General features: G+C 63.2%; 17 protein-coding genes. 8 read left to right on the top strand and 9 right to left on the bottom strand.

Features of this window, described 5'->3' with window-relative positions; genetic code table 11:
• Positions 1 to 60: 60 nt before the first annotated feature.
• Complete coding sequence (typA, locus tag HXS66_RS09940) at positions 61 to 1,869, bottom strand: translational GTPase TypA (protein ID WP_077379915.1); 1,809 nt, start codon at positions 1,867 to 1,869, stop codon at positions 61 to 63.
• Positions 1,870 to 2,242: 373 nt separating this feature from the next.
• Between typA and HXS66_RS09935 the strand changes: the two genes are divergently transcribed.
• The 7 genes from HXS66_RS09935 (at position 2,243) to HXS66_RS09905 (ending at position 11,457) form a co-directional block, all read left to right on the top strand.
• A complete protein-coding gene (locus tag HXS66_RS09935) occupies positions 2,243 to 2,536 on the top strand; it encodes a hypothetical protein (RefSeq protein WP_176503474.1) in 294 nt (97 codons plus the stop codon).
• Positions 2,529 to 3,935: a glutamate--ammonia ligase gene (glnA, locus tag HXS66_RS09930; protein WP_065392424.1), complete on the top strand. Its 1,407-nt coding sequence runs from the start codon at positions 2,529 to 2,531 to the stop codon at positions 3,933 to 3,935. Before HXS66_RS09935 ends, glnA begins: the two co-directional genes overlap by 8 nt.
• A gap of 417 nt (positions 3,936 to 4,352) precedes the next feature.
• The gene (locus HXS66_RS09925; RefSeq protein WP_255303201.1) at positions 4,353 to 4,994 is read left to right on the top strand and encodes a DUF4124 domain-containing protein; all 642 of its coding nucleotides are present in this window, start codon (positions 4,353 to 4,355) and stop codon (positions 4,992 to 4,994) included.
• 313 nt (positions 4,995 to 5,307) lie between these two features.
• On the top strand, positions 5,308 to 6,387 hold the full coding sequence (glnL, locus tag HXS66_RS09920) for a nitrogen regulation protein NR(II) (RefSeq protein ID WP_077380022.1): 1,080 nt from the start codon (positions 5,308 to 5,310) through the stop codon (positions 6,385 to 6,387).
• Complete coding sequence (gene ntrC, locus HXS66_RS09915) at positions 6,384 to 7,793, top strand: nitrogen regulation protein NR(I) (RefSeq protein WP_077379917.1); 1,410 nt, start codon at positions 6,384 to 6,386, stop codon at positions 7,791 to 7,793. The genes glnL and ntrC overlap by 4 nt, the downstream gene beginning before the upstream one ends.
• A 224-nt stretch (positions 7,794 to 8,017) precedes the next feature.
• A complete protein-coding gene (locus tag HXS66_RS09910; protein WP_084207729.1) occupies positions 8,018 to 9,355 on the top strand; it encodes a deoxyguanosinetriphosphate triphosphohydrolase in 1,338 nt (445 codons plus the stop codon).
• Between the two features lie 350 nt (positions 9,356 to 9,705).
• On the top strand, positions 9,706 to 11,457 hold the full coding sequence (locus HXS66_RS09905; RefSeq protein ID WP_077379921.1) for a BCCT family transporter: 1,752 nt from the start codon (positions 9,706 to 9,708) through the stop codon (positions 11,455 to 11,457).
• A 100-nt stretch (positions 11,458 to 11,557) separates the two neighbouring features.
• On the opposite strand, the gene HXS66_RS09900 is transcribed toward HXS66_RS09905, so the two are convergent.
• The 8 genes from HXS66_RS09900 to tkt form a co-directional block, all read right to left on the bottom strand.
• Complete coding sequence (locus HXS66_RS09900) at positions 11,558 to 12,394, bottom strand: RimK family alpha-L-glutamate ligase (RefSeq protein ID WP_176503473.1); 837 nt, start codon at positions 12,392 to 12,394, stop codon at positions 11,558 to 11,560.
• Between the two features lie 139 nt (positions 12,395 to 12,533).
• Positions 12,534 to 13,454, bottom strand: a complete 921-nt coding sequence (locus tag HXS66_RS09895) for a nuclease-related domain-containing protein (RefSeq protein ID WP_176503472.1) — start codon at positions 13,452 to 13,454, stop codon at positions 12,534 to 12,536.
• Between the two features lie 34 nt (positions 13,455 to 13,488).
• A complete protein-coding gene (locus HXS66_RS09890; RefSeq protein ID WP_176503471.1) occupies positions 13,489 to 13,938 on the bottom strand; it encodes a YbaY family lipoprotein in 450 nt (149 codons plus the stop codon).
• A 74-nt stretch (positions 13,939 to 14,012) separates the two neighbouring features.
• The gene (locus HXS66_RS09885; protein WP_084207732.1) at positions 14,013 to 14,387 is read right to left on the bottom strand and encodes a translation initiation factor Sui1; all 375 of its coding nucleotides are present in this window, start codon (positions 14,385 to 14,387) and stop codon (positions 14,013 to 14,015) included.
• A gap of 154 nt (positions 14,388 to 14,541) precedes the next feature.
• Positions 14,542 to 15,606 carry a class II fructose-bisphosphate aldolase gene (gene fba, locus HXS66_RS09880; protein WP_077379931.1) on the bottom strand — a complete coding sequence of 355 codons (1,065 nt, stop codon included), beginning with the start codon at positions 15,604 to 15,606 and terminating at the stop codon, positions 14,542 to 14,544.
• Between the two features lie 181 nt (positions 15,607 to 15,787).
• A complete protein-coding gene (locus tag HXS66_RS09875) occupies positions 15,788 to 16,951 on the bottom strand; it encodes a phosphoglycerate kinase (RefSeq protein WP_084207733.1) in 1,164 nt (387 codons plus the stop codon).
• Complete coding sequence (locus HXS66_RS09870) at positions 16,948 to 18,084, bottom strand: type I glyceraldehyde-3-phosphate dehydrogenase (protein WP_176503470.1); 1,137 nt, start codon at positions 18,082 to 18,084, stop codon at positions 16,948 to 16,950. The genes HXS66_RS09875 and HXS66_RS09870 overlap by 4 nt, the downstream gene beginning before the upstream one ends.
• Positions 18,085 to 18,519: 435 nt before the next feature.
• Complete coding sequence (tkt, locus tag HXS66_RS09865) at positions 18,520 to 20,514, bottom strand: transketolase (protein WP_176503469.1); 1,995 nt, start codon at positions 20,512 to 20,514, stop codon at positions 18,520 to 18,522.
• Between the two features lie 446 nt (positions 20,515 to 20,960).
• On the opposite strand from tkt, the gene metK reads away from it, so the two are divergent.
• Positions 20,961 to 22,181 carry a methionine adenosyltransferase gene (gene metK / locus HXS66_RS09860; protein ID WP_077379939.1) on the top strand — a complete coding sequence of 407 codons (1,221 nt, stop codon included), beginning with the start codon at positions 20,961 to 20,963 and terminating at the stop codon, positions 22,179 to 22,181.
• Positions 22,182 to 22,223: the final 42 nt, after the last annotated feature.

Raw genomic sequence — 22,223 nt, 5'->3', positions numbered from 1 at the left:
GGGTCTTTTGCGTTTCAGGCTTGCCCTCCACTTGGGGTGGAGGGCTGCACGGGCAGCGTCTTACTTGCTGGCGCGCTTGCGCTCGTTCTCTTTCAGGTACTTCTTGCGGATACGGATGTGCAGCGGAGTGACTTCCACCAGCTCATCGGAATCCAGGAACTCGATCGCCTGTTCCAGAGTGAAGCGGATCGGCGGCGTCAGCACGATGTTCTCGTCGTTGCCGGTGGAGCGCATGTTATCCAGCTTCTTGGCCTTGGTCGGGTTGACGACCAGGTCGTTGGCACGGTTGTGGATACCCACCAGCATGCCTTCATAGACTTCGGTACCGTGACCGATGATCAGCTTGCCGCGCTCCTGCAGAGTGTACAGGGCGTAGGACAGTGCCTTGCCCGGCACCATGGAGATCATGACACCGTTGCGACGCTCGACGCCTGCGCCTTCCTTCAGGTCACCGTAGTGATCGAAGCGGCTGGTCAGGATGCCGGTACCGGAGGTCAGGGTCAGGAACTGGCCACGGAAGCCGATCAGACCACGTGACGGGATGATGAAGTCCAGACGCACACGACCCTTGCCATCCGGGTTCATGTTGGTCAGCTCACCCTTGCGGTAGCCCAGCTCTTCCATGATGGAGCCCTGGTGCTGCTCTTCACAGTCGATGATGACTTCTTCGTACGGCTCCTGCTTCTTGCCGTCGATTTCCTTGATGATGACTTCCGGGCGGCCCACGGCCAGCTCGAAGCCTTCACGACGCATGGATTCGATCAGTACGGAGAGGTGCAGCTCACCACGGCCGGAAACGACGAATTTCTCCGGCGTCTCACCCTGTTCGACGCGCAGGGCGACGTTGTGGATCAGTTCCTGATCCAGACGCTCACGGATGTTGCGGCTGGTGACGAACTTGCCGTCCTGACCGGCGAACGGAGAGTCATTGACCTGGAAGGTCATGGAGACGGTCGGCTCATCGACGGTCAGCGGCGGCAGCGCTTCGACGGTCGCGGTGTCGCAGATGGTGTCGGAGATCGCGAGGTTCTCGATACCGGTGATGCAGACGATGTCGCCGGCGGTCGCCTTGTCGGTCTGCACGCGGTCCAGACCCATGTGGGTCATGACCTGGCCGATCTTGCCCTTGCGGACAGCGCCTTCCTTGGTGACGATGGAAACCTGCTGACCCGGGCTGACGGAACCGCGCTTGATGCGGCCCAGACCGATGACGCCGACGTAGCTGTTGTAGTCCAGTGCGGAGATCTGCATCTGGAACGGACCGTCCAGCTCGACCTTCGGCGGCTCGACGATGTCGACGATGGACTGGAACATCGGGTCCATGGTGTCTTGCAGGTCTTCCGGATCCATGCCGGCAATGCCGTTGAGGGCAGAGCAGTAGATGATCGGGAAGTCGAGCTGCTCGTCGGTCGCGCCCAGGTTGTCGAACAGATCGAAGATCTGGTCGACGACCCAGTCAGGACGAGAGCCCGGACGGTCGATCTTGTTGACGACGACGATCGGCTTCAGACCCTGGGCGAAAGCCTTCTGGGTCACGAAGCGAGTCTGCGGCATCGGGCCATCGACAGCATCGACCAGCAGCAGCACGGAATCGACCATGGACATCACGCGCTCGACTTCGCCACCGAAGTCAGCGTGCCCAGGGGTATCCACGATGTTGATGTGGTAATCGTTCCACTGGATCGCGGTGTTCTTCGCGAGAATGGTGATGCCGCGCTCTTTTTCCTGGTCGTTGGAATCCATGATGCGTTCCTGACCCTCGGCCTTGCGGTCCAGGGTGCCAGACTGACTCAGGAGCTTGTCGACCAGGGTAGTTTTACCGTGGTCAACGTGGGCGATGATGGCTATGTTGCGAAGTTTCTCGATCACGACGGGAACCTGTGCGGAAAATGGGCGCTCGCGTACCGGGCGCTTGTGATTTGGGGCGCATTATAGGGGGCATGGCATGCCTCCTGCCAGCATCGTGCATTCACGAGGCGGGTCAGTGAGGGCCATGGATTGGCCTGAAGTGCCCAAATGATTGTCTCTCAAGTCTTTTCCGCGCGCTTGTGACAGATGAAAAAAAACTTGTGGCCAGGGGCTGCCATGACGATCACGAGCGAAAAAGACCGTCATCGACAGCGAGTTCTCTCGAATTGACGCGGCCAGCGTGAGGCTGATGCGACCGGTCAGATCGGCCTGATGGCTCGCCGTGCACCATATTGGTGCCAGGGCATTTTTTGATGCACCAATATGATAATTCGTGCCTGCGCAATCCTCTTTTCTGCACCTTGTGGGGTCATGTTTCTCGCTGCAAAATCCAGCATGTCATCTTTGGGTGCATGTATTTCTTCATTGTTTTCAGTCAGTTATTGTTGTTGATGTTCTGGTGCGCTTCATTCTGGCACGCTCGATGCATTATCAGGTCATCCTCTTCATGGCTGGCATCCATTGGCTGACCATGAGAAAAAAGACAGACAACGAAAGACCTGAACAGACAACGCTGACACCAACTGCAACCGAGCCGCCGGCTCCATCGGAGAATTACCATGGCTGAGAAGACACTTGCCCTGATTGAAGAACACGAAGTCAAGTGGGTTGATCTGCGCTTCACCGACACCAAGGGCAAGGAGCAGCACGTCTCCATCCCGGCGCGCACGGTTGACGAAGAATTCTTCGAGAATGGTCAGATGTTCGATGGTTCTTCTATCGAAGGTTGGAAGGGCATCAACGAGTCCGACATGATCCTGATGCCGGACGACGGCACTGCCTTCCTTGACCCGTTCACCGAAGACACCACTCTGGTGCTGCGCTGTGACGTCATCGAGCCGGCCACCATGCAGGGCTATGAGCGCGACCCGCGTTCCGTCGCCAAGCGTGCCGAGGAATATCTGAAGTCCACCGGTCTGGGCGATACTGCCTTCTTCGGTCCGGAGCCGGAATTCTTCATCTTCGATGAAGTGCACTGGAAGAACGAGATGAACGGCGCGATGTTCAAGATCTCTTCCGAAGAAGGTGCATGGGCGACCGATTCCACGCCGGAAGGCGGCAACCTGGGTCACCGTCCGCGTCTGAAGGGCGGCTACTTCCCGGTCCCGCCGATCGATAGCTTCCACGATATCCGTGCTGCCATGTGCAACACCCTGGAAGCCATCGGTCAGGAAGTCGAAGTTCACCACCACGAAGTGGCGAACGCCGGCCAGAACGAGATCGGTGTCAAGTTCAACACCCTGGTCAAGAAGGCCGATGAGGTTCAGGAACTCAAGTACGTGATCCACAACGTGGCGCACGCTTACGGCAAGTCCGCGACCTTCATGCCCAAGCCGCTGGTCGGTGACAACGGTTCCGGCATGCACGTTCACCAGTCCTTCTGGAAGGATGGCGACAACCAGTTCGCCGGTGACGAGTACGCGGGTCTGTCCGAAATGGCCCTCTACTACATTGGCGGCATCATCAAGCACGCTCGTGCGCTGAACGCCTTCACCAATGCGTCCACCAACTCCTACAAGCGTCTGGTGCCGGGCTTCGAAGCCCCGGTCATGCTGGCCTACTCTGCCCGCAACCGTTCCGCTTCCATCCGTATCCCGTACACCGCCAGCCCGAAAGGCAAGCGTGTCGAGGCTCGCTTCCCGGATCCGACGGCCAACCCGTACCTGGCGTTCTCCGCGATGCTGATGGCCGGTATCGACGGCATCAAGAACAAGATCCACCCGGGCGATGCCATGGACAAGAACCTCTACGACCTGCCGGCCGAAGAAGCCAAGTCCATCCCGACCGTGGCCGAGAGCCTCGAACAGGCACTGACCGCGCTGGACGGCGATCGTGAGTTCCTGACCCAGGGTGGCGTCTTCACCGACGACATGATCGATGCCTACCTCGAGCTGAAGGGCGAAGACATCCAGCGCCTGCGCATGGCGACTCACCCGCTCGAATTCGACATGTACTACAGCGTCTGATCTACCGACGGCGCATGTCGCTCACGGCCCCGCCCGGAGCAGTCTGAGCGCGGGGCATGCGTGAGGCGAGACACACAGGGTCATACCGACAGGTATGGCCCTGTTCTCGTTTCTGAGACATGTGCTCCAAGAGCTGACTCCCGGCTGTCCAGGACCCGTGACCCGTCGCGGAAAGTCGCGTCGCAACAAGCAGGGCTGGTATCAACGCGGGAAGCTTTGTAACTTGGCAGCAGGATATGTCACTTCTGGCACGCTGGTAGCGTCCGAGTGAGTGACACGACTGGCAGGAGCGGATGCGCGCTTCTGGCTTCCCATGACTTCTTCAGGAATTCCCGGATGTGGCCCTTCACTTCTTCTTCGCGTGGCATCGGTTCAGTGGGTGACAGCAGGTCCTTGCCGGTCAAGGGAATGCGGCGGATGGCTCGCCTGCCGGGCATGACGACGCTCGGTCTCTGCCTGTCAGCGGTGCTGGCCCTGAGCAGCGTCTCGGCGGACCTCGAGGCGGCTCAGGTCTACCGGCACGTGGATGCCAACGGCAACGTGGTGTTCAGTGATCAGCCGGCGGGCGGCAGCAAGGTCAAGCTGACGCCGCTGAGTGTGGTGCCTTCCACCGAGGCTGCTCCCTCGCGCGCGCCTGCTTCGCGTGGCGTGTCATCTTCCCCGTCCGAGACCGCTTCCCGTAGCCGACCCTCCGCGCCTGCCGTGGATGTCAGCTTCCGTGGCTATACCCGCTTCTTCATCCAGAGCCCGAGCAATGAAGAGACGCTGCCCACGGGGCAGGCCGGCAACCTGGCGGTGCGCCTTGCCATCGAGCCGCAGCTGCGTCCCGAGCACAAGGTACGCGTGACCGTGGATGGCGCGCCGTCGCAATCGGCCATGAACAGCAGTGTCTTCATGGTGCCGGGGCTCGAGCGTGGCAAGCACGTCATCCAGGCGGAGCTGCTGGATGCCTCCGGACGAGTGCGCCAGACCACCGAGCCCCGAGTGGTCTACGTGCAACGCGCCAGCGTCAATCTCCCGCGCAATCCCAACAACCCGGCCAATGCCGGGGGTGGCTGAGAGACGGGGATGACAGCCCTCCTGGCTTGCGAACGACACGTGACTCGCGCGCCAGGTCATCAGGCCACCTTCGGGTGGCCTTTTTTGTCGCCAGGTCTGGCAACGGTATCGCCCGCGATGCAGCAGCACGCCCGCTGATGAGCAGGTCTGCTGCATCGGGTTGGCAGTGCGATCCTTTGGTGCACCATAATGGTGCTTCAAATCGACGCCCGAAAGAGGTGCATCGGCGCGGGTGCCATGCACGCGGCATTTGCACCAGACTGGCGCGGTTATTGCAGAACAGGGAGACGTACTGCGAATGGCGGATAAAGGCATGCATCAACGACTGCTCGAACACCTGAATACTGCCGTGGTGGTGCTGGATGCACAGCTGCGCGTGGTATGGCTGAACCCGGCGGCTGAGACGCTATTGGCGGTCAGCCTGGTGCGCGTCAAGGGCAGCTCCCCTGAACATCTGACCGGGCTGGATGAAGAGCCCATCAAGGTGCTGCGCAAGGCGCTGGAAGAACAGCATCCCTATACCCAGCGTGAGGCCGAGATCGTCAATGCGGCCAACGAGCCGCTGACGGTGGACTTCACCGCGACCCCGGTCAGCGCCAATGAGCTGCTGGTGGAAATCGAGCCGCGTGATCGTCTGATGCAGATCTCCCGCGAGGAGGCGCTGATCGCTCGGCAGGAAGCCGTCAAGGTGCTGACACGCGGGCTGGCGCATGAAGTGAAGAACCCGCTTGGCGGTATCCGGGGCGCGGCCCAGTTGCTGGAGCGCGATCTGCCGGAGCCGCAGATGGTGGAGTTCACGCGCATCATCATCGAGGAGGTGGATCGCCTGCGCGATCTGGTCGATCGCATGCTGGGGCCGAATCGGCCACCGCTGCAGTCGCCGGTCAATATCCACTCGGTGACCGAGCGGGTGCGCTCCCTGCTGGCGGCGGAAGGGCATCACATCAAGCTGACGGCCGACTATGACCCGAGCCTTCCTGAAGTCATCGGCGATGAAGGCCAGTTGATCCAGGCGGTGCTCAACATCGCGCGCAACGCGACCCAGGCCCTCAACGAGCAGCCGCAGCCCGAATCAGCCGATGGCAATGAGGCGCCGTGGGAGATCACCCTGCGCACGCGGGCCCGGCGGCAGTTCACGCTGGGTCATGAGCGCCATCGTCTGGTCTGCGAGCTGGCGATCAGTGACAACGGCCCGGGCATTCCCGAGGCGCTGCGCGAGACGCTGTTCTACCCGATGGTCTCGGGGCGCGCCGAAGGCTCAGGGCTCGGGCTTTCCATCGCCCAGGGCATCCTGCACCAGCATCAGGGGTTGATCGAGTGTGACTCGCGCCCCGGCCATACCGAATTCCGACTATTAATCCCGCTTGCCGGCACTTCTGGAGATCCCTCATGAGCGAGACTGCACGCGTCTGTATCGTCGATGATGACCGCGCCATCCGCTGGGTACTGGAGCGCGCTCTGGCCCAGCCTGACCTCGAGGTGGAAAGCTTCGAGCGCCCGGATCAGGCAGAAGCCAGCATCATGCGCCAGTGCCCGGATGTGCTGATCACCGACATCCGCATGCCCGGTATCGATGGCCTCGATCTGATGGCACGAGTCCGCGAGCGCTATCCGGACCTGCCGGTGATCGTGATGACGGCCCATTCCGACCTCGACAGTGCCGTGGCCTCCTATCAGGGCGGTGCCTTCGAGTATCTGCCCAAGCCCTTCGATGTCGATGAGGCGCTGGCGCTGGTGCGGCGTGCCGTGGCGCACGCGCGGGAATCCAAGGCCCCCGCGGTGGTGCCGGAAGGATTGACCAAGGAGATCATCGGGGAAGCGCCAGCGATGCAGGAGGTCTTTCGAGCCATCGGCCGCCTGTCCCAGTCGCACATCACCGTACTGATCAACGGCGAATCCGGGACCGGCAAGGAGCGTGTCGCCCAGGCGCTGCATCAGCATTCGCCCCGCAAGGCCAAGCCGTTCATCGCGTTGAACATGGCGGCGATCCCCAAGGACCTGATGGAGTCAGAGCTCTTCGGCCACGAGAAGGGCGCCTTCACCGGTGCCACCGCTCTGCGTCGCGGACGCTTCGAGCAGGCCGATGGTGGCACCCTGTTCCTGGACGAGATCGGCGATATGCCGGCGGAAACCCAGACACGCCTGTTGCGGGTGCTGGCGGATGGCGAGTTCTACCGCGTGGGGGGCATCACGCCGGTCAAGGTGGATGTGCGTATCATCGCCGCGACCCACCAGCACCTGGAGGCGTTGGTGGAGGATGGTCGTTTCCGCGAGGATCTCTTCCACCGCCTCAACGTGATTCGCGTCCACCTGCCGCGGCTGTCAGAGCGCCGTGAGGACATCCCGCGCCTGATGCAGCACTTCCTCGCTGAAGCCGCACGCGAGCTGGCCACGGACCCCAAGGTGCTCACCGAGGCGGCCGAGAAGCACCTCACGCGCTTCGACTGGCCGGGCAACGTGCGCCAGCTGGAGAACACCTGTCGCTGGCTGACGGTGATGGCCTCGGGCCGCGAGGTGATGGTCGAGGATCTGCCGCCGGAACTGCGTGACGTCAGTGGCACCGAGGCCGCGTCCGGGGACTGGCGTGGTGCCTTCCGTGAGTGGGCGGACCGCGCGCTCGCCGCCGGCCACACCCATCTGCTGGAAGAGGCGGTGCCCGACTTCGAGCGCATCCTGATCGAGACGGCGCTCAAGCATACCGGCGGTCGCAAGGGCGAAGCCGCCGAGTTGCTGGGCTGGGGACGCAACACGCTGACGCGCAAGCTCAAGGTGCTGTTGCCGGCACTGGCCGAGGATTGAGCCGCCCCGGCGCCAGGCAGTGTCGAGCACCCTTCTCAGACTGAGCGGGTGATGAACCACCTGAGCGGGTAGAGAAACCGTCTGGGCGGACAGGAGAACCGCCCAGCGGTCTGGAGAGAAAGAGAACAGGGTGCCACAATCCCTGTTCTCTTTTTTTCTGCCCGTCATTCACCGTTGTCTGCTCGCCGGCGTCGTTTCTCGGGCGCCTGCCAAGGAGTTGCCTGATGTCATCAATGAACTGGGAACGACTGCTGGAGCCGAGTCGCCTGCATGACGCACCGGGCACCGTATCGCGTGAGATGGGCCGTACGCCCTTCCACAAGGATCACGACCGGATCGTGTTCGCGGGCTCCTTCCGACGGCTGGGTCGCAAGACCCAGGTGCATCCGCTGACCGACAACGACCACATCCACACGCGTCTGACCCACTCCCTGGAGGTCGGCTGCGTCGGGCGTTCGCTGGGCATGATGGTCGGCGAGAAGTTGAAGGACCATCTGCCCGAGTGGGTCACGCCCGCCGACCTCGGCGTCATCGTCCAGACCGGCTGTCTGGGACATGACATCGGCAACCCACCCTTCGGGCATGCCGGAGAATATGCCATCCGTGACTGGTTTGCCGCAGAGGCCGCCAGTGACCACGGGCGTCTGTCAGGCTTGAGCGAGGCCGAGCGCGAAGACCTGCTCACCTATGAAGGCAACGCCCAGGGCTTTCGTATCGTCACCCAGATCGAATACAACCAGTTTCATGGCGGCATGCGCCTGACGGCGGCGACGTTGGGCACCCTGCTCAAGTATCCCTGGACGGTGAAGCACGCCACGGCAGGCGGCAAGTTCGGTTGCTACCAGAGTGAGCGTGAACTGCTGGATCAGGTGGCCGAGCGCTGCGGGCTGCTGGCGCGTGACGATGGCCGCTGGTGTCGCCACCCGTTGGCGTGGCTGGTCGAGGCTGCCGATGACATCTGCTATGCGCTGCTCGATCTCGAGGATGGTCTCGAGATGGGCATACTGCAGTTCGAGGAGGTCTACGAGATTCTGACCGGCATCAGTGGTGGCGCGCCGCGGGAGTATGACGACATGGTCGCGCGTGGCACGTCACAGCGGCGCAAGGTGGCGGCCCTCAGGGGCGCGGCGATGGAGCGGGCGGTCAATGACGTGGCCCAGGCCTTCGTGCAGCATGAGGCGGAATTGCTGGCGGGCACCCTCAGTGAGGACCTGCTGGATCTGTGTCATCCCGATCTCGGCTGGGGCGTGCGGGAAGCCAAGAATCTGGCGCGCCAGAAGATCTTTCGCAACGAGCGCAAGGCCAAGCTGGAAATCGGCGCCTACACCACGCTGGGCATCCTGCTCGAAGCCTTCATCGGGGCTGCCCATGAGCTGCACACCACGGGGCGCTCCAGCTTCAAGCATCAGCGCGTGCTGGCGCTGATCGGCGAGAACACCCCGACGCGTGACTGGGATCTCTACCGCAGTTACCGGCGCATGCTCGATTTCATCGGCGGCATGACCGATCACTTCGCCGTGGACCTCGCTCAGGAGATGGGTGGCCGCCTGCGCGGCGACTGAGCCATCCGCTCGAGCATGACGACTGTCCGGCAAGCCGTGCCGGGCAGTCGTGGTCTGCCGTGTCATTTCCGCGTTGCCTTGCCGGCCTCCTGCCGGTCACGCGGCCCATCTGTTCCGGCAACTCCTTTCCCGCTTTCCCTCCGTCCCTCTTTTCCTCGATGTCTCCGTTGACGTCATCCTGGCCGGCTGCTGTCTCGCGTGACGTCCTTGCGCTGACAAGCGGTAAATTTTCTTTACGTAGCCTATCGAGTTGTTGTACTAGCTTTGTACGAAGTGTGAACGCGCAGGTCACTTTTCATTCATGATAAGCTATTATCATGCAGGGCAATAACGATAAATGAGGCTTATTTATGAGCAAGAAAACCCCCGGAGGAACCGCTGCCAACGCGGAGAACAAGCCAGAGAAGGCCTTCGACATGATCGACAAGCCGACCTTCTTCGGCTCGATCTTTCTGCTGCTGGCAGTGACGTTGCCATTGGTCATCTTCCCCGAGCAGGGTGCGATGTGGGTATCGGCGGCCAAGAATTTCGTCACCAGCAAGCTGGGTGTGCTCTACCTGATGCTGGGTGTCGGAGCCGGTGGCTTCATGATCTACATCATCTTCAGTGATATCGGGCAGATCAAGCTGGGCGACGCCGAAGAGAAGCCCGAGTTCTCGATCGTGTCGTGGGCGGCCATGCTGTTCTGCGCCGGTATCGGGGCCTCCATCCTCTACTGGTCGATGATCGAGTGGGTCTACTACTACCAGTCGCCGCCGTTCCACGTGGAAGGTCAGACACCGGAGGCCGCGGAATGGGCCGCCGCCTACGGTATCTTCCACTGGGGGCCGCTGGCATGGGCGATCTATCTGATTCCCGCCGTGCCGATCGCCTACTTCTACTACGTGCGTCACCACAGTGTCCTGAAGATTTCCGAGGCGCTGATGCCGGTGCTCGGCGAAAAGCTGGCGCGTGGCTGGCTGGGCAAGCTGGTCGACATCAGCTTCGTCTTCGGCATGCTGGGTGGCGGGGCGACCACGCTCGGTCTGGCAGCTCCGATGATCAACGAGGGGGTGCATGAGCTGTTCGGCGTACCCAAGTCGCTGATGACCCAGGTCGTCGTGCTGCTGGTGTGTACCGCGCTGTTCGGCTACAGCGCCTACGTGGGGCTCAAGAAGGGCATCAAGCTGCTGTCGGATATCAACTTCTGGCTGGCGGTCGGGTTGCTGCTGTTCATCTTCATCGCAGGTCCGACCCTGTTCATGGCCAATACCGGTCTGGACGCGCTGGGGCGCGTGATGAGCAATCTGATCCACATGGCGACCTGGCTTGAGCCGTTCGCCGAGTTCAAGGGCTTCGAGAACACCCACTTCCCGCAGGACTGGACCATCTTCTACTGGGCCTGGTGGCTGGTGTTCGCGCCCAGCGTGGGGCTGTTCATCGCGCGCATCTCGCGGGGTCGCACCATTCGCGCGATGGTGGCGGGCTCGATGTTCTTCGGCACCATGGGCTGCTTCCTGTTCTTCATGGTGATGGGCAACTACGGCCTGTACCTGCAGCTGTCAGGTGAGCTGGACGTGGTGACCATACTCAACGAGCAGAGTCCGACCGCTGCCATCTTCGCCATGCTGCATACCCTGCCGCTGGACTATGTGGTGATCTTTGCCTTCACGCTGCTGGCACTGATCTTCACGGCCACCACCTTCGACTCCATCTCCTACATCCTGGCGGCCGTGGTCCAGAAGGAAGTGGATGAGGAGCCGATGCGCTGGAACCGTCTCTTCTGGGCCTTCGCGCTGTCGTTCATGCCGATCGTGCTGATGTTCGTCGGCGGGCTGGAAACCCTGCAGACGGCCTCGATCATCGGTGGCGTGCCGTTGCTGGCGGTGGCGTTGCTGCTGTGCATCTCCATCGTGCGCGCCGCGCACTATGACCTGCGCTATCAGCCGGATTACACGGTCAAGGAGATCAATATCGAGGAATTCCCGGAAGACGACCCCTGGACGGAAGAGGGCACCTGGGAGATTCCGGACGAGGACGTGCCTGCGGCGGGCAAGCCGCAGCAGGACACGCCCAAGGATCATGTCGAAGGCGACCCGCACAGCCGTCCATCCCGACTGTGATCCGGCCGGCCTGAAGGATCAGGCCGCCGACGACAGAAAGCCGCCCCTCGGGGCGGCTTTCTGTCGTCTGGATGGGCTGGTGAGTCTCAGGGGCGATGACTCAGGCGGTTTCCTGCAGTGTCTCGCTGCGGGAGCGGCGCGGTATCAGCACCGGCGGCGTCGGGTCCTTGTCGTCATTGTCGAGGGCCAGATAGCGACTGATGGCGGCACCGATACGCCGTGAACTGTCCTGAATGCCCTGGTTGCCGAACAGACGATTGAACTCGAAGACCATCGGATGGCCATCGACCATCGCGATATCGAAACCGGCGTGGTCGACACTCAGCGCCTCGGCCAGCTGCAGCGCCAGCTCGATGGCGGGCGCCGGGATGTTGTCATAGGCCGTCTCGCCGCCCTGACTGACATTGGAGCGATAGCCGCCCAGCGGCGTGACGCGCCAGTAGGCAGTGATGACTTCGCCACCGACCACCACGATGCGCAGGTCACGATCGATATCCAGCCGCGGCTGGGCATACAGCACCGGGTGCTCGGCTGCGTGGGCTTCCAGCTCGCCACGTGACTGGATCAGCTTCACCCCGGCCCCCATGGAGCTCTTCACTTCCTTGACGATCAGCGGATAGCCGAAGCGTGCCTCGATGTCGTCGATTGCCTGACGGCTGGCACCCCGAATCTCGGTGGGCGGCACATTGCCCGGGCAGATGGCCTGAAAGACGCGCGTCTGCTCGACCTTGTCGTGGCCGATGGCGTAGCTGGGCAGGCTCGGGAAGATGCGTTTTCCCAGGCCGTAGACCAGGGTGGTGATCTGCCAGTATTCGGGAAACAGCAGGATGTCGGCGGCGCGGATCTCGTCGAGGTGATCCAGCATGCGTTCCGGCTTGATGTAGCGAACGCCGGCGATACCGAGGGTGCGAAATGCGTCGAAGGTGATGAGTTTCATGGGGGATATGTCGCCAGAAGCGCCATCATTGCGATGGCGCGATCAAGGAGCCAGGGCTGGACCGGCGCGTATTTAACGTCGCGCCGGCCCGCTTGGCAAGTCCTTGTGACGGGCGGATGGGAGACCGCCAGTCGCTGGCCTAGGGCGTTGCCATGCGTTCGGCCTGTACCCGCAGCAGAATCGCCTCGTTGATGCGCTGCTTGAGTGCCTCATCCAGCGCCGGGCAGCCATCCTCCGGGGTCATGCAATGGGTGCTGAGCCACTCGGCCAGCCCTTCGCCATTGACGACGTCCGGGTCTCCCTTGCGCTGTTCACCACGCCGGATGATCTGCCAGCCCGGCAGCGCCAGAATGCCGTGTACCGGTACCTCGACACCACACTCGCGCTTGAGCCAGGCGGCAGTCCAGTCACGCGCGACGCGTGTCTCGCGCAGCGGCTTGCGCTCGCGCCCGCCGGGGAAGTGCAGACGCCCATCCTCCAGCTTGACCTCGTTCTTGATCGCTCCCAGAGCATCCAGCGGACGCGAGCGCGCCTTGGTGCGGATGGCATAGGCACCGAGCGGCGTGAGTACCAGATGGTCGATATGGAAGCCGTCGGCGGGGACGTCATGATAGACCACGCTGCTCAACTGCTCCGGGCGAATGAGCTGATCCAGCTCCTGGCCGATGGACAGCTCGCAGGCCAGCCCCAGCTTCAACTTGCGGATGCGCTGGAAGTGGCGGGTGAGGCGCAGCGCGAAGATCAGCACGAACAGCGCGCAGGCCAGTCCATAGCCCGCCCACTCCAGCCAGTTCTGTTCTTCGCCGAACACCATGCGTCCCATGCCATAGATCAGCGGGCTCAGTGTGATGAGCGGTCCCAGTGCGCCATCGAGAAACAATGACTGGAAGGCGTCATCGAGGCGGTCTCGCAGGCTCTGGCCCGGCTCGCGCAGCTGGCGGCGGGTCAGGGGTGACTGGATGCGGCGCTCATGCAGGCCGCGCATGCCCAGCACCACCAGCGCGATGGCGCCCAGCGGGGTGAGAAAGAAGACAGGTAACAGGTATTCCAGCCAATCCATCGGGATGTCCTATCTACAGGAGAGGGGAGCGTATTCAGTGGCCCAGCGCACGTGGCAGCGGCACGATCGGCACCTCGACCTCACCCTGCGCTGCGTTGTGGGTAGTGTCCAGTACTGGCACCACGCTGTCATTGATCCAGTACAGCTTGCCGTCACTGCGCACGTCGGCCTGCAGTGCATAGCGATGGCCATCCTCGATGGCATTGCGATCATATTGCAGGCTGACCGGGAAAGGCCCCTGGCGCAGACCGCCGAAGCGGGTGCTGGCGATCAGGTTGGCCGGTGTATCGGCTCTGGAGATATCCACCAGGCGGACCTCCAGCAGCGCATCACCCGGTGCCTGGAAGGCCTGCTGTGGCACCACGCGTGCCTCCAGCTGAGCGAAGTCAGGGCCGGTCATGCAGCCCGCCAGCCCCAGCGTGCCGAGCAGCAGTGCGCCGATGGCCAGAGAGCGGGAAGGATGAGGCATGGAGAGTTTCAGCATGGAGGTCCCTTGTGCGGTCGGCGATACGCCGCCAACCGAGATGTCTGATGAGACGGATGCCGGGGCGTGCAGGTTCAGCCGCCGGCCAGCTTGACGGTATAGCCGCGTCGCGTCAGCTCGGTCTTGAGCGTCTCGCGGTGATCGCCCTGGATCTCCACGATACCGTCCTTGAGGCTGCCGCCGGTGCCACACCGCTGCTTGAGAGTCTTGGCAAGCGCCTTGAGTTCCTTCTCCGCCAGCGGAATCCCGCTCACGGTGGTCACGCCCTTGCCCTTGCGGCCGCTGGTCTCGCGGCGGATACGCACCACGCCATCGAGGCTGTCGAGCCGTTCGCGCTCGGCGAGGTCCGCGCACTCGCAGTCGGCTTCGGCGCGGCGGCATTCGGGGCAGGTGGCGCCGTGTTCAGTGGAATAGACAAGCCCGGAAAGTTGATCCTTGAGCGAGGCCATGATGTCTCCTGCGGTACCAGAAAAATGATGCGTTGTCGGCGGTGTCTGAGGAAAGGATACCCGTGCGCGTCGGCAGCGGCACCCTGATGCGTCAAAAAAAGGCGGCCCCTGCGGGCCGCCTTTCGTTCATGCCGTCGTGCGCATGGCCGTCAGATCAGTTGATCTTCGGGTCCAGCTCGCCACGGTGGTAACGCTCGAACATCGCTTCGAGGTTGATCGGGTCGATCTTGCTGCCGTGGCCGGCAGCACCGAAGGCTTCGTAGCGAGCGATGCAGATGTCGCGCATCGCCTTCACGGATTCCTTGAGGTACTTGCGCGGGTCGAATTCAGACGGGTTCTGGGCCATGAAACGACGGATGGAGCCGGTGGAGGCGAGGCGCAGGTCGGTATCGACGTTGATCTTGCGCACGCCGTGCTTGATGCCTTCGACGATCTCGTCGACCGGAACCCCGTAGGTTTCCGGAATCTTGCCACCGTATTCGTTGATGATTTCCAGCCAGTCCTGCGGCACGGAGGAAGAGCCGTGCATCACCAGGTGAGTCTCGGGGATGCGGGCGTGGATTTCCTTGATGCGCTGGATGGACAGGGTGTCGCCCGTCGGCGGCTTGGTGAACTTGTAGGCGCCGTGGGAGGTGCCGATGGCGATGGCCAGGGCATCGACGTGGGTCTTCTTGACGAAGTCGGCGGCCTCTTCCGGGTCGGTCAGCATCTGGTCGTGGTCCAGCTTGCCTTCCGCACCGATGCCATCTTCTTCACCGGCCATGCCGGTTTCCAGCGAGCCGAGGCAACCCAGTTCGCCTTCGACGGACACGCCACAGGCATGCGCCATCTCGACGGTGCGACGGGTCACATCGACGTTGTATTCGTAGCTTGTCGGGGTCTTGCCATCTTCCCCCAGCGAACCGTCCATCATCACCGAGCTGAAGCCCAGCTGGATGGAGCGCTGGCAGACGGCTGGCGAGGTGCCGTGATCCTGGTGCATGACCACCGGGATATGCGGGAATTCCTCGATCGCGGCCAGAATCAGGTGGCGAAGGAACGGCGCGCCGGCGTATTTGCGAGCGCCTGCAGAGGCCTGGACGATCACCGGAGAGTCGGTGTGGTCGGCGGCTTCCATGATGGCGCGCATCTGCTCGAGGTTGTTGACGTTGAACGCGGGAATGCCGTATCCGTACTCGGCTGCGTGGTCCAACATCTGGCGCATGCTGATCAATGCCATGACATCACCTGTCTTCTTGGGGAATGGAAAAGGGAGTAGCGTCTGGCCACCCTGTGCCGCAGGCAGAGGATGGCCCTGTTACCGTGACCCAGTTACCGGGTACCCCGGGCATGTGGCTGGCTCAGGGTACCGGGACAGTCGATGAGGACCTTGTCGCTGCGCCATTCGAGCGCAGCCCGGGTCAGCTTGCAGCGGCTTCCAATGCCGCCACGGCCGGTAGCGTCTTGCCTTCCACGTACTCGAGGAAGGCACCGCCACCGGTAGAAATGTAGGACACGCGGGACTCGACAGCGTATTTGTCGATGGCCGCCAGGGTGTCCCCGCCGCCAGCGATGGAGAAGGCGTCGCTCTCGGCGATGGCCATGGCCAGCTTCTCGGTACCGTTGGCGAACTGGTCGATCTCGAACACGCCCACCGGGCCGTTCCACAGAATGGTGCCGGCATCCTTGAGCAGCGCCCCGAAGCGGGAGGCGGTGTCCGGGCCGATATCCAGAATCATCTCGTCATCACGCACGTCGGCAACGTCACGCACGATGGCCTCGGCCTTGTCGGAGAACTCGGTGGCCACGACGACGTCGGTGGGCAGCGGGATCTCGACCTTGTCCATCAGCGCGCGAGCGGTCTCCAGCAGGTCAGCCTCGTAGAGCGACTTGCCGACGTTGTAACCGGCGGCGGCGATGAAGGTGTTGGCGATGCCGCCACCGACGATCAGCTGATGGCACTTGTCGGACAGCGCCTTGAGCACGTCCAGCTTGGTGGAGACCTTGGAGCCGCCGACGATGGCGACCATCGGCGCGCGCGGCGCGGCGAGTGCCTTCTCGAGGGCTTCCAGCTCGGCAGCCAGCAACGGGCCGGCGCAGGCGTCCGGGGCGAAGCGTGCCACGCCATGGGTGGAGGCCTGGGCGCGGTGCGCAGTGCCGAAGGCGTCCATCACGTAGATGTCGCACAGGGCGGCGTAGGCGCGAGACAGCGCTTCATCGTCCTTCTTCTCGCCGGCATTGAAGCGCACGTTTTCCAGCAGCACGACCTCGCCCTCGGCGACGTCCGGTGCCGTGTCGAGATAGTCGGTGATCAGACGCACCGGGCTGCCCAGCAGCTCGCCCAGGTGTGCCGCGACCGGTGCCAGAGAGAACTGCTCTTCCGGCTGCCCTTCGGTGGGACGGCCCAGGTGGCTCATCAGCATGACGCGCGCTCCCGCATCGCGGGCCGCCGTGATGGTCGGCAGGCTGGCGCGGATACGCGCGTCGCTGGTCACCTGACCATTGCGAACCGGCACGTTGAGATCTTCGCGGATCAGCACGCGTTTGCCTGACAGGTCGAGGGCGGTCATCGTTTGCACGTTCATGACGGGTTCCTTGGTCGTGAATCGGTGGAGAGAGCTCCCGTCGCCAGAGGCGTTGTCATCTCGCAGGCGTGCCAATGGGTGGCGACGTCCAGCATGCGATTGGCAAAGCCCCATTCGTTGTCGAACCAGCACAGCATCTTGATCAGCCGGCCGCCGGCAACACGGGTCTGGGTCGCATCCACGATACCCGAGCGCGGATCGTGGTTGAAGTCGATGGACGCCGTCGGCTCCTCGCTCAACCCCATCAGGCCCTGCAGGCGTCGTGCGCAGGCCTCGCGCAGCAGGTCATTGACCTCGTCCGCGCTCACGTCGCGCTTCACCTCGATGGACATGTCCATGCAGGACACGTTGATGGTCGGCACCCGCAGGTGCAGACACTCGAAGCGTCCTTCCAGATGCGGCATCAGGCGGTTGATGCCCTTGGCCAGCCCCGTATCCACCGGCACGATCGAACTCATCGCGGAGCGCGTCAGGCGCAGGTCCGTCTGGTGGTAGGCGTCGATCACCGGCTGGTCGTTCATCGCCGAATGCACCGTGGTGGTGACGCCACGCTCCAGCCCGAAGGCCTGCTCCAGCACCGTGAGGATCGGGATCAGGCAATTGGTCGTACACGACGCCGCCGAGACGATGCGCATGCCGCCAGCGTCCTGCCCTGTCCCGGCGGGGGCCAGCGCCGACTGGTTGATGCCGCACACGATGGTGGCATCGACATCGGCGTCGGTATCGCCGGGCTGGGAGAACAGCAGCCGTCCCGCGCCTGCCGACAGATGGCGCTCGGCGGTGGCCCGGTCCTTGAAGCTGCCGGAGCACTCCAGGACCAGGTCAATCCCCAGTGCCCGCCAGGGCAGGCAGTCTGGATTGGCCTCGGACAGGATGCTGATCGCATGGCCGTTGACGACCAGCTGGCCGTCGCGCTGCTCCACCGTGCCGGGGAAGCGGCCATGGGTGGTGTCGTAGCGTGTCAGATAGGTGATGGTGTCCAGGTCTGACAGCTCGTTGATCGCCACCACTTCCAGTGGCAGCGTCTCGCCACGTGCTTCACGTTCCACCAGCGCTCTCAGCACACACTGACCGATGCGTCCGTAGCCATTGATGGCCACTCGCAAGGGGGCGTTCCTCTGGCGAAGGCGCATGCTGGCCTCCTGGGAGGCGTCGGAGGTGGGCAGAGGGGACTGATGGCTCAATGAGGTCTCGTTCCGGGTGTTTTTCAGGGGGTCCATGGTAGCGCATCGCTTTGCTGGGCGGAGGGAGCGAAAGGCGCGCAAGCGCCTGATTTCTGGTTTTTTTCGTCTAAGAACACGTAGTCACACTACCCAACTGGAGGGGTTGTGTAGTCGCCATCCACGCTGTCTGTCGAGGGCTGGATCGCCGGAGAATGACCGTTCATGCAGGATGAATCGTGTCATCAAGCTGTGACTGACATGGAGCGCGTCGACTACAGGCGACAGCCGGTGACGGTGGAGGGCTTCTCGAGTGTCGCACAGACGAAAACGCCGCCGCTCCCAGCGGGAAGCGGCGGCGTCGATCTGCATCCCACTCCGTCATCGACGGGGTGAGTCAGGCGGTGATCAGCCCAGCAGCGTGTTGGCGCGTTCGACCACGTTCTCGACCGTGAAGCCGAAGTGCTTGAACAGGTCGCCAGCCGGCGCGGATTCCCCGAAGGTCTCCATGCCGATGATGTCGCCGTTCAGGCCGACATACTTGAACCAGTAGTCACGATGCCCGGCTTCGATCGCCACGCGCGCGGTGACGGAGGACGGCAGCACGGATTCGCGGTATTCCGCGTCCTGGGCATCGAACAGGTCGGTGGCCGGCATGGACACGACACGCACGGCGCGACCGGCGGCTTCCAGCTCGGCGGCGGCATCCATCGCCAGGCCGACTTCGGAGCCGGTGGCGATCAGGATCACTTCCGGCTGGCCGTTGGCGGCGTCCTTCAGCACGTAACCGCCACGGCTGATGTTGGCCAGCTGGGCCTTGTCGCGGTTCTGGTGCGGCAGGTTCTGACGCGACAGGATCAGCGCGGTCGGGCCAGAGTGACGCTTGATGGCCGCATCCCAGGCGGCTGCGGTCTCCACGGCATCCGCCGGACGCCAGGTGGACAGGTTCGGCGTGGTGCGCAGGCTGGTCAGCTGCTCGATCGGCTGGTGCGTCGGGCCATCTTCGCCCAGACCGATGGAGTCGTGGGTGAAGACGTAGACGGCCTGCTGACCCATCAGGGCGGCCATGCGAACGGCGTTGCGCATGTATTCCATGAAGATCAGGAAGGTCGCGCCGTACGGGATGAAGCCGCCGTGCAGACCGGCGCCGTTCATGATCGCGCCCATGCCGAACTCACGCACACCGTAATGCAGGTAGTTGCCGCTGAAGTCTTCGCGGGTGATCGCCTGGGCGCCCTTCCAGAAGGTCAGGTTGGACGGGGCGAGGTCGGCGCTGCCGCCGAGCAGTTCCGGCAGCTGCGGGCCGAGCTGGTTCAGGCACTCGAAGGAGGCCTTGCGCGATGCCGGGCTGTCGCCGGCGGCCTGAGCGTCCTCGATCATCTTCTCGCTGCTCAGGGCGTGCGGCAGCTTGCCTTCCAGACGACGGGTGAACTCGGCGGCCAGTTCCGGGTGCGCGTCGGCGTAACGGGCGAAGCGCGCATCCCAGTCACTCTCGAGCTTGGCGCCGCGCTCGCTGGCATCCCAGCTCTGATAGATGTCTTCCGGGATGTGGAAGGGTGCGTGGGTCCAGCCCAGCTTCTCGCGGGTCGCCGCGACTTCGTCGTCGCCCAGCGGAGCGCCGTGGCAGGACTCGGTGCCTTCCTTGTTCGGGGAGCCGAAGCCGATGACGGTCTTGCAGATGATCAGGCTCGGCTTGTCGTCGTGGCTCTTGGCCAGGGCGATGGCGGCGTTGATCTCTTCCGGCTTGTGGCCGTCGACGTTGGCCACGACGTGCCAGCCATAGGCTTCGAAGCGCTTGGCGGTGTCATCGGTGAACCAGCCTTCGACTTCCCCATCGATGGAGATGCCGTTGTCGTCATACAGGGCGATCAGCTTGCCCAGACCCAGGGTGCCGGCCAGCGAGCCGACCTCATGGGAGATGCCTTCCATCAGGCAGCCATCGCCCAGGAAGCACCAGGTGGTGTGGTCGACGACGGTGTGGCCCGGACGGTTGAACTGCGCCGCCAGTGTCTTCTCGGCGATCGCCATGCCCACGGCATTGGCCAGCCCCTGGCCCAGCGGGCCGGTGGTGGTCTCGATACCCGGCGCATAACCGTATTCCGGGTGACCGGCGGTCTTGGAATGCAGTTGGCGGAAGTTCTGCAGATCTTCAAGGCTCAGCTGGTAGCCCGTGAGGTGCAGCAGGGAGTAGAGCAGCATGGAGCCGTGGCCGTTGGACAGCACGAAGCGGTCACGGTCGGCCCAGTTCGGGTTGGCCGGGTTGTGCTTGAGGTGGTCGTTCCAGAGCACTTCAGCGATGTCGGCCATGCCCATGGGGGCGCCGGGGTGGCCAGACTTGGCCTTCTGAACGGCGTCCATGGAAAGTGCACGGATGGCGTTGGCCAGGTCAAAACGGGAAGGCATGCAATAGCTCCTCGCCTGCGGGGCGTCAAGAGTGTGGCAATGAATCACGGCGTTCTGCCTGTGGTGCGCAGCGCGCCGGAAAGGACAGTGCGTCGCGTGAACCTTGTGCGTACGAAGCTTCGCCCGTACGCGATCTCCGGGCCAGTATTGTCACCGAGATGACGGGGCGCGGCAAATCGCATCCGGGCCCCGCAGCCGTCCATGCGTCTTGCTGACTTATGCCGGTTGGTGTCCTTCTTGTGGCAAAAAGGTCTCGAAACGGCCGTCGTGCAGTCCGCATGGCGCTAGGCACTCACATAAGTGGCGTGTAAACTCGCCCCCCCGAGGCCGGGCCGTCTGTGTCAGTCCTCAACGTGCGCCGCAAGCGTGTTTCTACTCGGTCTCAAGCAGCCATCTGCCGTCAGTGGCCGAATCATCCCCGCATCCGAAAAGAGGGTCGAGGACCAATGAGCGAATACTCACTCTTCACATCCGAGTCCGTGTCCGAAGGGCACCCGGACAAGATTGCCGACCAGATTTCCGATGCCGTGCTCGATGCCATCATCGCGCGCGACAAGCAGGCACGCGTGGCGTGCGAAACGCTCGTCAAGACAGGCGTGGCCATCGTGGCCGGTGAGATCTCCACCAGCGCGTGGGTCGATCTCGAGGAGCTGGTACGTCGTGTCATCACGGATATCGGCTACACCTCTTCCGATGTCGGTTTCGACGGCGAGACCTGTGGTGTCCTGAACCTGATCGGCAAGCAGAGCGTCGATATCGCCCAGGGCGTCGATCGCACCAAGCCGGAAGATCAGGGCGCGGGCGACCAGGGCCTGATGTTCGGCTATGCCACCAACGAGACCGACTCCTTCATGCCGGCGCCGATCCACTACGCTCACCGTCTGGTGGAGCGTCAGGCGGAACTGCGCAAGAACGGCATGCTGCCGTGGCTGCGTCCGGATGCGAAGAGTCAGGTCACCTTCCGCTACGACGAAGCCGGCAAGCCGGTCGCCGTCGAAGCCGTCGTGCTGTCCACCCAGCATGACCCGGAAGTGTCCCAGGAAGACCTGCGCGCGATGGTCAAGCGCGAGATCATCGAGCAGGTCCTGCCGGCCGAGTGGCTGTCCGAGACCACCGAATACCACATCAACCCGACCGGCAACTTCGTCATCGGTGGCCCGGTGGGTGACTGTGGTCTGACGGGCCGCAAGATCATCGTCGACACCTACGGCGGCATGGCCCGTCACGGTGGTGGTGCCTTCTCCGGCAAGGACCCGTCCAAGGTCGATCGCAGCGCCGCCTATGCCGGTCGTTACGTGGCCAAGAACGTCGTCGCCAGCGGTCTGGCCGACAAGTGCGAGATCCAGGTCTCCTACGCCATCGGTGTCGCCGAGCCGACTTCCGTCTCGATCAACACCTTCGGCACCGGCAAGATCAGCGATGCCAAGATCGTCGAGCTGGTGCGCGAGCACTTCGACCTGCGTCCGTATGCCATCACCACCATGCTGGATCTGGCGCACCCGATGTATCAGCTGACCGCTGCCTACGGCCACTTCGGTCGTGAGCCGTTCGAGCACAGCTACAGCTGGACCGACGTGACCGGCGAGAAGAAGACCGAAACCTTCACCGCCTTCCCGTGGGAAAAGACCGACCGTGCCGCTGGCCTCAAGGCTGCTGCCGGCCTGTAAGGTCGTCAGCTCGACAGGCTTGGCAGGGGAGGGGCATCTCGC

This window comes from Cobetia sp. 5-11-6-3, assembly GCF_013374055.1.
GTDB classification, from domain to species: Bacteria; Pseudomonadota; Gammaproteobacteria; order Pseudomonadales; family Halomonadaceae; genus Cobetia; species Cobetia marina.
The sequence above is the reverse complement of the archived record's forward strand: the minus strand, read 5'-3'. Positions and strand labels throughout refer to the sequence as shown.